13 protein-coding genes are annotated in these 12,263 nt (G+C 42.5%); 6 read left to right on the top strand and 7 right to left on the bottom strand.

Annotation, left to right across the window (positions count from 1 at the left end):
- Positions 1 to 60 precede the first annotated feature (60 nt).
- Positions 61 to 1,473 (bottom strand): aspartate ammonia-lyase, encoded by a 1,413-nt coding sequence (locus tag QJS82_RS05800; RefSeq protein ID WP_281491547.1) that lies wholly within the window; start codon positions 1,471 to 1,473, stop codon positions 61 to 63.
- 530 nt (positions 1,474 to 2,003) lie between these two features.
- Entirely contained in the window at positions 2,004 to 2,339 is a 336-nt protein-coding gene (locus QJS82_RS05795) for a hypothetical protein (RefSeq protein ID WP_201620298.1), read from the bottom strand.
- A gap of 203 nt (positions 2,340 to 2,542) precedes the next feature.
- Between QJS82_RS05795 and QJS82_RS05790 the strand changes: the two genes are divergently transcribed.
- Complete coding sequence (locus QJS82_RS05790; protein WP_281491546.1) at positions 2,543 to 3,163, top strand: class I SAM-dependent methyltransferase; 621 nt, start codon at positions 2,543 to 2,545, stop codon at positions 3,161 to 3,163.
- Between the two features lie 122 nt (positions 3,164 to 3,285).
- Here the strand turns inward: QJS82_RS05790 and QJS82_RS05785 are convergent, their stop codons facing one another.
- Complete coding sequence (locus QJS82_RS05785; protein WP_281491545.1) at positions 3,286 to 4,152, bottom strand: AraC family transcriptional regulator; 867 nt, start codon at positions 4,150 to 4,152, stop codon at positions 3,286 to 3,288.
- Positions 4,153 to 4,343: 191 nt separating this feature from the next.
- Between QJS82_RS05785 and QJS82_RS05780 the strand changes: the two genes are divergently transcribed.
- On the top strand, positions 4,344 to 4,757 hold the full coding sequence (locus tag QJS82_RS05780; RefSeq protein WP_201625953.1) for an organic hydroperoxide resistance protein: 414 nt from the start codon (positions 4,344 to 4,346) through the stop codon (positions 4,755 to 4,757).
- Between the two features lie 252 nt (positions 4,758 to 5,009).
- On the opposite strand, the gene QJS82_RS05775 is transcribed toward QJS82_RS05780, so the two are convergent.
- Complete coding sequence (locus QJS82_RS05775; protein WP_201625954.1) at positions 5,010 to 5,381, bottom strand: MliC family protein; 372 nt, start codon at positions 5,379 to 5,381, stop codon at positions 5,010 to 5,012.
- A gap of 205 nt (positions 5,382 to 5,586) precedes the next feature.
- Entirely contained in the window at positions 5,587 to 6,510 is a 924-nt protein-coding gene (locus tag QJS82_RS05770) for a DMT family transporter (protein WP_281491544.1), read from the bottom strand.
- Positions 6,511 to 6,650: 140 nt separating this feature from the next.
- Here QJS82_RS05770 and QJS82_RS05765 point away from each other — a divergent pair, with 140 nt between their 5' ends.
- Complete coding sequence (locus tag QJS82_RS05765) at positions 6,651 to 7,334, top strand: DUF421 domain-containing protein (RefSeq protein ID WP_281491543.1); 684 nt, start codon at positions 6,651 to 6,653, stop codon at positions 7,332 to 7,334.
- A gap of 88 nt (positions 7,335 to 7,422) precedes the next feature.
- Here QJS82_RS05765 and QJS82_RS05760 read toward each other — a convergent pair whose 3' ends face one another.
- Both QJS82_RS05760 and pnuC read right to left on the bottom strand, forming a co-directional pair.
- Complete coding sequence (locus QJS82_RS05760; RefSeq protein ID WP_281491542.1) at positions 7,423 to 8,013, bottom strand: ATP-binding protein; 591 nt, start codon at positions 8,011 to 8,013, stop codon at positions 7,423 to 7,425.
- Complete coding sequence (gene pnuC, locus QJS82_RS05755; protein WP_281491541.1) at positions 7,964 to 8,725, bottom strand: nicotinamide riboside transporter PnuC; 762 nt, start codon at positions 8,723 to 8,725, stop codon at positions 7,964 to 7,966. The genes QJS82_RS05760 and pnuC overlap by 50 nt, the downstream gene beginning before the upstream one ends.
- A gap of 373 nt (positions 8,726 to 9,098) precedes the next feature.
- Between pnuC and QJS82_RS05750 the strand changes: the two genes are divergently transcribed.
- From QJS82_RS05750 to QJS82_RS05740, 3 genes are all read left to right on the top strand, one after another.
- Positions 9,099 to 10,244, top strand: a complete 1,146-nt coding sequence (locus QJS82_RS05750; RefSeq protein WP_281491540.1) for a beta-ketoacyl-ACP synthase III — start codon at positions 9,099 to 9,101, stop codon at positions 10,242 to 10,244.
- A gap of 305 nt (positions 10,245 to 10,549) precedes the next feature.
- Positions 10,550 to 11,641, top strand: a complete 1,092-nt coding sequence (prfA, locus tag QJS82_RS05745; protein WP_281491539.1) for a peptide chain release factor 1 — start codon at positions 10,550 to 10,552, stop codon at positions 11,639 to 11,641.
- A gap of 91 nt (positions 11,642 to 11,732) precedes the next feature.
- The gene (locus QJS82_RS05740; RefSeq protein ID WP_281491538.1) at positions 11,733 to 12,206 is read left to right on the top strand and encodes a hypothetical protein; all 474 of its coding nucleotides are present in this window, start codon (positions 11,733 to 11,735) and stop codon (positions 12,204 to 12,206) included.
- Positions 12,207 to 12,263 lie beyond the last annotated feature (57 nt).

The following is a 12,263-nucleotide window of genomic DNA, read 5'->3' as shown; positions in this document are numbered from 1 at the left end:
AATAAAAAAAGGCCAGATTAGCAATCGCTAACCCAGCCTGTTTATTTAACTAAAGACAGATTACAGTAAGGCTCTAACCTTTGGATAAACCATATTGGCAGGAGACAAGATATCATCTAGTGTCTCTTTATCCATCAGTTTTTCTTCTAATACGATGTCATACACACTGCCACCAGTCTCTTGTGCTCTTCTTGCGACAAAAGAAGACGCATCATAACCAAGATGCGGATTCAGCGCAGTGACCAGTCCGATATTATTGAATACCTCGACGCTACACGCCTTGTTATTCATCATCAAGCCATCGATACAGCGAGTAGCAAACATCTCACAGATATTGGCAAGCATACTCATACCGGTAAACAAGTTAAAGGCAATCACTGGCTCAAAAACGTTTAGCTGTAGCTGACCATTTTCTGACGCCATAGCGATAGTATGATCGATACCCATCACATGGAAGCAAGCTTGATTGACCACTTCTGGGATAACCGGGTTTACTTTACCCGGCATGATTGAGCTACCCGGCTGCATTTCAGGCAAGCGATATTGCGCCAAACCTGCACGCGGACCCGAAGACTGCAAACGTAAGTCATGGGCAATCTTAGATAAACGCGCGGCAAACAGACGTAAATTACCCGACAGTGCAACATAAGCACTGGTATCTTGCGTCGCTTCAATCAAGTCTTCAGCGATATAATAAGGTCTGCCAGTCAGCTCTGATAAGCTCTTGGCAACTTCTTCAGAATAGCCAGCTGGGGCATTCAAACCGGTACCAATCGCTGTGCCACCCATATTGATTTCATGAAATAGCGCGCGAGTAGCTTCGATGCGCTCCATCTCTTTTTTTATCATGGTTGCAAAAGCATTAAACTCTTGACCTGCCGTCATAGGTACCGCATCTTGTAAATGCGTGCGACCCATTTTTAATTGATCAGCCAGCTCAACGCTTTTTTTCTTCAGGCTTGTGTGCAATATAGCCATCTTATCTAACAGGCGCACGCAATAATCGTCCAAAGCAACATTCATCGCCGTAGGGTAGGCGTCGTTGGTTGATTGTGACAGGTTGACATCGTTATTTGGATGCACATGTTGATAGTCGCCTTTTTCATAACCGAGGATTTCTAGTGCTCGGTTGGCAATCACCTCATTGGCGTTCATATTGGTTGACGTACCTGCGCCGCCTTGGAACATATCTACGATAAACTGGTCGTGATATTTATTATCGATTAAGTCATCGCACGCCGCTGCAATAGCGTCTTTAACCGTGTCATTTAGTACGCCTACTTTGTTATTGGCGATAGCCGCCGCTTTTTTAACGGTGGCAAAAGCACGAATAAAGGTAGAAAACTGATTTAAGCGCACACCACTGACGGTGAAGTTTTCAAAAGCACGTAAAGTTTGGATGCCATAGTAAGCATCAGCAGGGACGTCACGATAGCCGAGTAGATCATGTTCTTGGCGAGTAGCAGTAGTCATTCAATAAAATTCCTTTCAATAAAAAGCCCTGATTAAGACGCAGTGAGACCGTCATTTATTAAAATGACAGTGGTTGCATCACATTGGTAAATCAATTCAATCAACATTCAAGCATAAGCCTTTTACAAGGCGATTAATAATGAATATTTATTGTATTATGCATAATAAAACAAAAAAGTTTATATCATAAACGGTTGATGATAAATGCTTGTGATTAGGCAAATGGGTTGAGCCATATGCTTAACTGCCGTGCAATGCTAACCCAAGCCCTCACCCTTAATTCAGATTAAACTCAATCAAGTAGGGCAAGTAAGCTATGTAAGTATGGTAGGGTAAGTGGTTAGCGATGATAATTACTGATATAAGCACAAGTAAAAATATAGGCAGGTATCTACTGTACTATGTTTAGACGATTAAAGCGATAAGGCGTTGCACCTTATGCCTTATAAATTCACAAGCAAAGATGAGGCGTTCTGTCTTTTCTCTAATGATTACGCTAAATATTCAGGTTTCAGGTTTATGAATGAGCTTTAGGGTTTTGCTCTTATATTTTCCGTAAGCACACCCATACCATAAAACAAGAAGGCGATAAGCGTCAAGGCGACGATAAATGGCGTCAACAGCCAAATCACGATATTGATTAATAATGACGATAATAAGCCATTAAAGATAATCGTATGAGGCGCGATAAAGTCCGAAACGACATCGACTGCACGCTTAGCAACCGGGAGGAGCAGGGTGCTGATGGCCAAAATATAGATATATTTTGCAAAGGCAGGATTGCTTGATAGGACAATGAAGTGAAATCCCAAGTAATACATAATACCTAATGCCCAACATTTGAGAGTGTAGCTTAAACGAATCATGTGACTTCCTCCCCAATATACTTGCGATTTTCTACTGCATTGAAAGCACGTCAATAAATTCGGAATAATGAATATATTATATATGTTATATTATGAATACATGGGTAAAGTCAATGGTTTTCTATGCTTACTGTTTACTTGCCCGCTATTTATATACATATTTTATAAATAGCCTAAGCAATAATATATAAAAGGAATGAGATATGTGGAACGAGCGCTATAACGAAGCAGAGTATATCTTTGGTACCGAACCTAATGATTTTTTAAGAGATACATTTAAGGAAATAACAGCAGGTGGTAAGGTTTTATGTTTGGCTGAAGGCGAAGGTAGAAATGCGGTATTTTTGGCGGAGCAAGGCTACGAAGTGACCGCCATGGATATGTCTGAAGTAGGTTTGAATAAGGCATTAAAGCTGGCGCAAGATAGAGGCGTGGAGATTAAAACGCAGGTTGCCGATTTAGCCAACTATGAGTTTGGCGAAGCACAGTGGGATGGTATCGTTGCTATCTGGGCGCATTTACCTACAGCCATACGCCAGCACGTTCACGCTCAGATTGTAACAGCGTTAAAGCCGAATGGGATATTTCTCCTTGAGGCTTATACCGAACAGCAGCTAACCATGGATGCTGTCGGCGGACCTCCGGCAAAGCAAAAAGAGCGCTTTGGTTCGTTAGCAGTCTTGCGTGCCGAGCTGGCAGAGCTAGAAGAAATAACGGGTATCGAAAAGCAGCGCATGATTTCTGAAGGTACGCGCCATCAAGGTTTGAGTGCGGTGGTACAGTTTATTGCCAAAAAAACAGATAAACATAAATTTAAACGCTAATTCATAAACGTTATTGTCAGTTGTGATAATACAGATAATGATTATATTTATGGATATAAATAGGGGGCTGGCGATTCATTCTAATTGTTTAATTACAAGTATTTAATCATAAGTACTTAATTCTAGGCCTGCAATTCACCGCTCGGACTGATGCCAAATAGCCGTTTATATTCTCGGCTAAATTGGCTCGGGCTTTCATAACCGACTTGCATGGCGATTTGCGATATCTGAGAGTCATTTGCCTGAATCAGTCGTCTTGCTTCCATGAGTCGCAAACTCTTTTGATATTGTAGCGGGCTTAACTGAGTAATTTCTTTGAAATGATGATGAAACCCCGAAACACTCATGCCGCAGCGACTGGCCAATTCCTCTACAACAACTGCCTCATTTAGATGCGTCTTTATCCAATCGGTAGCTTGGGTGATACGGTGCGTATGGCTGCCATTGACTACCAGTTGGCGTAGTTTATTGCCTTGCTCTGCTATGAGCAGGCGATAGTAAATCTCTTGCTGAATTAATGAAGCAAGAAAGTCGATATCGTCTGGATAATCAAGCAAGTGTATAAGGCGCTCAAAGGCCCCCAGTATGGTGCTGTCCAATTGCCACTTTATTCCTAAGTGATTAGCAGGTTTAAGTGCTTCGGGCTGTTTGGGCGGTATTTTTGCTAAAACCTCACCAATCATGGCAAGGTTTAATTTCATAGACAGCACGATAACCGGACGCTCTCCCGATGCATGCTTTATATGCATGCTTAAAGGAATATTGACCGGACAAAACATCAGATTGCTCTTATCAAACTTTTGGCAATCTGCACCTAAATAAATCTCACGTGCGCCTTGCAAGACGATACAAATACTCGGTTCTTGAATATAACTGATGGCTTTACTGGGTTTATCTGCACAGTAAAAAAATAAGCCTGAAATAGCAGATTCAATGGTTTGGTTTCTAGGCAAGAGGGAGAGTAGGTGCTCAATAGTTGATTGGTTCATTAGGTTTTCTTATTTTATTTAATTGCTCGATACTATATATATTTGTAGAATTAGGCAAGACGTTTGGAGCTATGTTCTAACGGATTGTCCTACATACTCCTATAATAGCTTTATTGAAAATGACCAAGCGCTACTGCTGATGCTAGCGCTAAACACAATAAACTATCTAAAACATAGCTGAGGAATCAATCATGAAAATATTTTATAAAACTCGCGCCACTGCAACCGGTGGTCGTTCTGGACATACCGGTCTTGACGATGGCTCATTAGGTTTTGATTTGGTTTCGTTTCAAGAAAAGGACAAAGAGGGCGTCAATCCAGAGCAGCTTTTTGCCATGGGTTACGCCGCTTGTTTCGATAGCGCCTTAAACCTGACAGCTCAACAAATGAAACTGCCAATCACTGCATCAAAAACCTCTACCCAAGTTGGTATTGGCATGAAAGCTGATGGCAGCTATAACTTAGATATCGATCTGTATATCGAAGTATCTGGTATCGATGAAGCCCAAGCGCAAACGCTTATCGAAGCCGCTCATCAAGTTTGCCCATACTCTAATGCCACACGCGGCAATGTAGACGCACGCTTGCATGTAACTGTGGTTTAATGGCTTTAATTTAATCGTTGCTCTAATAACTATAAATAAATATAAAAATGACATGGCTTTCAATTGCTTGAATATATAGCGTATTCAAGCAATTTTTTTATTTTGCATAAAAGATGGTACGCATAAAAAAGAGCCAGTAGTTTGACTAATGGCTCTTTTGTTTTAAATAGATTGTTTTAAATAGATGTGAATAAGAATACGGATTTTATTCAAATAACTATAATGCCTTTAACTACCATGCATTATTTATAATTATAATTTGCAGTTAACTTGGTACTCTTGGCCGTTGTCTGATTTGATGGTCATGATGCCAAAATCAGCTTTGGTGTGCCAATCATAAGTGGTTTTAGGGTTCACATCGTTTACATAACGAGCGCCAGAACCTGATACCGCTTGCTTCATGGTAATTTTTGCATTGGTCAAACCAACTTTAGGCAAGGTAACGTTTAGGTTTGCAGCTTGACCGTTTGCAGTGTATGCAGCAGTTACTTGACCGTTGTCTTCACAAGTAAATGATTGAACTACTTGCTGAGGATTGGTCGTTGGTGTAGTAGTGGTCGGTGCGCTGGTTGCACAAGCAGCTAGTAATACAGCAAAAGGCGCTACGGCTAATAATTTTTTCATAATATCTCTCAATGTCTATCAAAATTGGTGTGAATTCTATTTGTTACACTAGGCGGTATAGTACAACAAAAAATGTAATTTCGTGTTGTGGTTCGAGCTTAGGAAAGTAACATCGGCTAGCGAATTTATGACTAAAACACATGGCTGGTCAAGCTTTGCTTACCATGAGCCTGTTATATCTCTACTATCAAACCTTTGTTTTTCCTTACTTTTTATTTAAGACAAATACCAATACTGCACTCAAAATAACCGAGCTTGCGATAATAAACTCTAGGGTGAGCTGCTCGGACAAAAACACCACGCCCATAAGCGCTGCAAGTACAGGGACACAAAGCTGTACCACCGCAGATTGGGTGGTTTTTAGCAGCGGCATGGCCACATACCAAATACTGTAGCCGATGCCAGAGGCGATAGCACCTGACGCGACCGCCAGCATGACGCCCGTCATGCTTATGGTTGAGAGGTAACTCATACCGATCAGTGCCAATATCGGCACAGCAACTAGGCTTCTTAAAAAGTTAAAGCCCGTCGTTCTTAAGGGCGATACGCAGGTTTTGCCGCGTATGCTATAGATACCCCAAGCGGCACCACTGATTGCCATCATCAGCGCGCCAGATAAGGAAGGCGTTGCCGCGGACGGCAGCATCAAGTAGACAAAGCCTATCAATGCGATCAAAAGCGCTAGCCACTGTATGCGGTTGAGTGGCTCTTTATTATAAATTCCCCAACCAATCATCGTGAGCTGCACAACTGCAAACAAAATAAGCGCGCCCGTGCCAGTATCAAGCGCTTGGTAAGCCACTGAAAAACACAGCGCATAAACCACTAAGCTAATAGCACTGAGCCAATCGCCTTTGTCTGTTAAGGCAGCAGGGTCAAAGTTGCCCGTCTGTTTTAAATCAGTCCGTTTTAAATCAGTCCGTTTTAAACTGGTTCGTTTTAGACTGTTTCGTCTTAAATAGTGAGCTTGTGCCGTCATGATTAGCCCAAGGCAAGCGGCGCCGCTGAGCAAGCGGATAGCGGTAAAATTCCAAGCATCAATCGCACCGTCTGCCAATGCCATTCTACAAAGCAATGAGTTGGCGGCAAAGGCTATTAATGCGGTTATCGTATATAAGGCAGCTTTCAAAAATAATTCCTACAATCATTAACAGAGTTTTTGCATAAAATAGAGCAGCGTTAAGCAAAGCAGTAGATGTTAAGCACAGAAGTATATTGAGCAATTTTGCTGCGCTAATCCTGCCAAAAAATAATAACAAGGAAAAACACATGGATTGGGCAAGTATCTTTATTTATGACACCACATGGGCATTTGCCGCCGAAATACTCATACGCGTCATCGTGATGTTTACGCTTATTATTTTGTTTTTACGTTTTACCGGTAAGCGCGGCGTGCGGCAGCTGTCTATCTTTGAGCTGACAATTATCTTATCGCTTGGCTCTATCGCTGGTGACCCGATGTTCACCGAGGACTTGCCCATTATCCAAGCGGTACTGATTATGAGTACGGTGATTGTGCTTTATCGCTTGTGTACGTGGGCGATGATGAAATTCCAAGCTTTTGAAGACTTGCTAGAAGGGAGAGCGATTTATATTGTCGAGGACAGTATGTTGGTTCTTGATAAGATAAAAAAGGGCGAAATGTCGCACGATGAGTTTTTTGCTGAAATGCGCCAGCAAGGGGTTGAGCATCTAGGGCAAGTGCGTACCGGCTTACTTGAGACAGATGGTGAATTTAGCTTATTGTTATGTTCACCTGAGGATACCTGCTATGGCTTGCCGCTTTTCCCTAAGCAGTATCAGCCTGTCGAACAGATAGCGCCAGATGTGCATTATGCTTGTATGTATTGTGGCTATGTGGACTTTATCTCAAATCCCAATCAAGTATGCCAACGCTGTGAGAATGACTGTAAAAACTGGGCGAAAGCGTTAAATAATGAAATTGTTAGATAGTTTTAGATAGTTAGCGACACAGCATTTAACCATCTTTGTTAAACAACCTGACTGCGTTAAATAGCCTAAGTATTTTTATTCACTAAAATCAGGCTAGTGACGTTAATAGTTTTACCACTTGCTGAACCCGTTCCTCTCTATCACCACCGATACGTTGAAAAGCCTTGTTATGCAAGGTCAATTGACTGGCAAAATAAGCGCTGATATCTTCGCGTTGATGCGGGCTATCACGCAAATCATCGGCAACCCATGGGATATCAACGTCGGTTAAGAGTATTAAATCATAATGGTGTGCCAATGCCGCTTGGGTAAGCGCCTCAGGGCAATCACCATAATACCAGTTGGAATATACCATCAGCTCAAACAAGCTGGTATCACAGAATAAGTAACCACTATCAGACGTTTGCGCGGCTTGCTGAGCAAATTTATTTTCTAATTCAATCTGACCTTGCGCGATAGGTAATAAGTCATCCCAGGTACAGGTCAGCTGCTCACTATCCCATTTTGCTTGCAGATAAGTGCGCATATATTCTGGCACCCATGGACAGCCAAAATGCGCGGCCAAATCGCGGCATAACGTGGTTTTGCCGGTACTTTCTGCCCCCAGTATGGCGACATTAATAACGGATTTAGGCGTATGCTGCGTGAGATTGCAGGCGGTAGCGTCGTTGCCATTCATAATATGCCCAGATTGCAATAAGAGTGAACACTACATATTGTAGCGCCGTAAAAGTCAAACCTTTATAAAAGTACAGCGGTACGGAAATAGCATCGGCGATAATCCAAAGTAGCCAGTGCTCAATTTTGCGCCGTGCCATGAGCCACATTGCCATTAAAAACAGCGCCGTGGTCAGCATATCGGTGTAATCGACCCACGTAAACAAATGCAAGCCCAATACCGCGCCATCAAAGCTAAAGTTATTATTGATGACCGGTCTAAAATAATAGACCAAAGCGACAAAAGCAATGGTTGCCGCCGCCAGTGCGCTCAATATGGGCACATCTTTTTTGCTTAAATGTTCAACTTCAATAGCATATTGAGCATCTGTATTTTGCCCGCGCTCATCTTGCGGCTGGCTGGTTGGATTTATATGATCCTGATGCTTTTTAATTTCTATATTGTTTTTATTTTGCGTCCAGTTTATCCAACCATAGATACTCATGACGCTGTAATAGGCATTGATAAACATATCACCGAATAATTGCCATTTCCACAGCAGATAGACAAAGATGGCGGTGCTGACCAGCCCAATAGGAAAAACCAAAATATTGGTCTTGCTGGCAAGTAAAACGCTACTTACCCCAAAGATTACCGCAATCAATTCTAAGGCAATAAATAGGGTCGGGTAGTCAGCATATTGCCCGAATAGCCAGTTTAGGAGTTCCGCCATTGCTATTCCAAAGTCAAAAAGTAAAAAGAAAAGGTGGATAATATCAGTTAAGTTGATAAAAATTTAACAAGTCCATGCCAGTTATTGGTAATTAGCCGCAAACAAGCGAATCTATATTGAATAAAATAACGCGATCAAGCCATGCTAATGAACGCTGATTATAGCGCAGCTGTTGGGAAATGAAGCCAATCTTTACTTATTCTCGTCAAGAAGCTGATTATTTGTAACAAAGTATTAGAAAAATTATATTATTCAGGCATAATAAAGGCACTTATTTTAAGTTTACAGTTATTCACCGAAAATTAGACGACTGTTGTTTTCTCCACTTTTATGCTTATTGCAAGCACCATCGTAGTAGACAAGGAAGCGCATCATGACGACTTGTATCACGGGCACTGGCCTGTATATTCCCCCTTATAGCATCAGTAATGAAGAGCTAGTTGATTCATTTAACCAATATGTTGAAAATTATAATGCTAAGCATGCTGATGAGATTGAAGCAGGAACGGTTACTGCGCTTCAGCCTTCATCAGCGGCTTTTATCGAAAAAGTCTCAGGCATCAAATCACGTTATGTGATGGAAAAAGACGGTATCTTAGATCCTGAAATTATGGCACCGGTCATCCCTTACCGCAATTTGGGTGAAGAGCTGTCTATCATGGCAGAAATGGGCACGGCAGCGCTAAAAGATGCGCTCGCAGATGCGGGTCTGGAGGCCAATGATTTAGATGGTATTATTCTTGCCTGCTCAAATTTTCAGCGTACTTATCCTGCGGTTTCTATCGAGATTCAGGATGCCATCGGTATGGTTGGTGGTTTTGCTTATGATATGAACGTGGCTTGTAGTGCGGCGACTTTTGGTCTATCGCAAGCACATGGCTCAATCGTGTCGGGTCTTGCTAAACGCGTTGCTGTGGTCAACGTTGAGATTACCTCAGCGCATCTAAACTGGCGCAACCGTGATAGCCACTTTATCTTTGGTGATGTGGCAACCGCTTCTATCGTTGAAGAGCTAGAGACGCCAAAAGGTTATGAGATTCTAAACGCCAAGCTATTTACGCAGTTTTCGACCAATATTAAAAATGAATATGGCTTTATGGACCGCTCTGAGTTCCTAGCGGCGCAGACTGAGATGTATCCGGATATCAAAGAGCCGGTCACCGATAAGCTGTTTTTGCAAAATGGCCGTAAAGTATTCCGTGAAGTCTGTCCAAAGGTTTCTGAGATTATTACTGAGCATTTGCATGACAATGAGCTGCAAGCTAGTGACATCAAGATGATGTGGCTACACCAAGCCAATGCCAATATGCTTGATTTAATCTTGCGCACAGTCGTTGGACGTGATGCTGATAAAGCCATTGTGCCAAGTGTTATTGATGAATTTGCCAATACCAGCTCTGCCAGTCCGATGATTGTTTTCCATCGTTATAAAGATGCGCTAGAATCTGGCGACTTGGGCGTGATTTGCTCATTTGGTGCAGGTTACTCAATCGGTTCAGTGTTGGTTCGTAAAGTTTAATATTTCGTTAAAATTTTCTGATAACCATAATAGCCGCAAAAATAGCTAAGAGTTTTCTTAGCTATTTTTTTATGTCCGCTATTTATAGCTTCTTCTGGACTGTTTTTGTGCGCTATGTTTACTGATTTCTTATTGGCCGCAGAGCTATGGGCTAATATGAAGCTAGGGGCTAATATTTAGGCATAATCTGCGATAAAACAGCCAGTTTGCGAATATTATGGCAAGATTGCTTAGAGGTTTTAAATTAAGCGCAAAAATTTGCTATAATCACTCTCTTATTTTACTCATTTTAAAAAAGTCCTTTTATGAAAGAATCCTTACGCCTGCGTTTAGACCAGATGGTAGACCGTTATGAAGAGGTCACCGCCTTATTATCAGACCCGAGTGTCATCAGCGATAATAATAAGTTCCGTGAATTGTCCGTTGAGCATAGTGACTTGATGGATATCACGACATTATGGCAGAACTATGTGCGTGCAGAAACGGATCAGGCGGATGCAGAGGCGATGTTAGCAGAAGCTTCAGACCCTGAAATGAAAGAGATGATGCAGGACGAGATTGACAGTGCCCGTGACACCATTGTCGAGATGGAAGAAGCGCTTAACGTCATGATGTTGCCAAAAGATCCTAACGATAAAGTGCCTGCTTTCTTGGAAATTCGTGCGGGAACGGGCGGTGATGAAGCGGCGATTTTCTCGGGTGACTTGTTCCGTATGTATCAAAAGTATGCCCAAGCTCAAGGCTGGACGGTAGATATTCTGTCGGCTAATGAGGGTGAACACGGCGGCTATAAGGAGATTATTACCCGTGTGTCGGGCAATAGCGTTTATGGTCGTTTAAAGTTTGAGTCAGGCGCTCACCGCGTACAGCGTGTCCCTGAAACCGAAAGCCAAGGTCGTGTCCATACCTCGGCTTGTACGGTTGCGGTTATGCCAGAGGTTGAGATTGATGATACGGTTGATATCAATCCTGCAGACATTAAAATGGATACCTTCCGCTCAAGTGGCGCCGGTGGTCAGCACGTTAATACCACGGACTCTGCGGTACGTTTGACGCACATTCCGACCGGTACCGTGGTAGAGTGTCAACAAGAACGCAGTCAGCATAAAAACCGGGCGCATGCGATGAAAATGCTGGTGTCCAAAATCCAGCAAGCAAAAGTACAGGCGCAGGTCGATGTGGCAGACTCAATACGTCGTGACTTGGTCGGTAGCGGCGATCGCTCAGAGCGCATTCGTACCTATAACTTCCCGCAAGGTCGTATGACTGACCATCGAATCAACCTGACCTTATATAAGCTTGATTCGATTATGGAAGGTGACTTGGATGAAATCCTTGATGCACTGTTACGCGAGCACCAAGCAGACTTGATGGCCAGTATCGGCGGCGGTGATTAAGACAGTTAACGGTTAAAAGCTGATTAAGTTAAAAGCCGTAAACCATGCCGATAAGCCAGTTATTTATAATAGTAAAACTAAGGTAACGATTATGATAAATGACTGGTTAGCTTCAAAACAATCCTTTAATGGCATGGTGTTAATTATATTGGCTATGCTTATGGCGTTTTGGTTATCTGCTTGTAGCGTAACGCCCGCGACTTCGACAGCGCCACCAATACCATCGTCTTCTGAGAGCACCGCATCCGCTGAAACAGCTGATCCATTGACTTACCAAGCATGCGTATATCCGCCTAATGAGCTGGTACAAGCTTGTGAGGTAAAAGGTGGAACGTTTTTGCAGCAAGGTAGGCTTGGCTGTTATCAGTGTGTGCTGTCTTATAGCGATGCCGGCAAGGTTTGCCAAGATGGTGCTGACTGCCAAGGACAATGCAAAAACACGGGTGAATTTATAGATTCACAGGCCAACAATCAAACAGGGCAATGCGCCAGTGATAGCAGCACGTTTGGCTGTTATCAAACGATTGAAAAGGGCGTGGCACAGCCTGCTATTTGTGTTGATTAGTTCTAGCGCTTTTTAGTATGAAAAATCAATAAGTATTATTGAGCTTCCTTATTTATA

Origin of the sequence: Psychrobacter maritimus (assembly GCF_029953575.1) — a bacterium.
Lineage (GTDB): Bacteria > Pseudomonadota > Gammaproteobacteria > Pseudomonadales > Moraxellaceae > Psychrobacter > Psychrobacter maritimus.
This window is presented reverse-complemented; position numbering and strand designations above follow the sequence as displayed.

Bases quoted from the DNA above. Each gene is read 5' to 3' on its own strand.
- QJS82_RS05800 (WP_281491547.1), bottom strand. From the start codon at position 1,473: ATGACTACTGCTACTCGCCAAGAACATGATCTACTCGGCTATCGTGAC.
- QJS82_RS05795 (WP_201620298.1), bottom strand. From the start codon at position 2,339: ATGATTCGTTTAAGCTACACTCTCAAATGTTGGGCATTAGGTATTATG.
- QJS82_RS05790 (WP_281491546.1), top strand. From the start codon at position 2,543: ATGTGGAACGAGCGCTATAACGAAGCAGAGTATATCTTTGGTACCGAA.
- QJS82_RS05785 (WP_281491545.1), bottom strand. From the start codon at position 4,152: ATGAACCAATCAACTATTGAGCACCTACTCTCCCTCTTGCCTAGAAAC.
- QJS82_RS05780 (WP_201625953.1), top strand. From the start codon at position 4,344: ATGAAAATATTTTATAAAACTCGCGCCACTGCAACCGGTGGTCGTTCT.
- QJS82_RS05775 (WP_201625954.1), bottom strand. From the start codon at position 5,381: ATGAAAAAATTATTAGCCGTAGCGCCTTTTGCTGTATTACTAGCTGCT.
- QJS82_RS05765 (WP_281491543.1), top strand. From the start codon at position 6,651: ATGGATTGGGCAAGTATCTTTATTTATGACACCACATGGGCATTTGCC.
- QJS82_RS05760 (WP_281491542.1), bottom strand. From the start codon at position 8,013: ATGAATGGCAACGACGCTACCGCCTGCAATCTCACGCAGCATACGCCT.
- pnuC (WP_281491541.1), bottom strand. From the start codon at position 8,725: ATGGCGGAACTCCTAAACTGGCTATTCGGGCAATATGCTGACTACCCG.
- QJS82_RS05750 (WP_281491540.1), top strand. From the start codon at position 9,099: ATGACGACTTGTATCACGGGCACTGGCCTGTATATTCCCCCTTATAGC.
- prfA (WP_281491539.1), top strand. From the start codon at position 10,550: ATGAAAGAATCCTTACGCCTGCGTTTAGACCAGATGGTAGACCGTTAT.
- QJS82_RS05740 (WP_281491538.1), top strand. From the start codon at position 11,733: ATGATAAATGACTGGTTAGCTTCAAAACAATCCTTTAATGGCATGGTG.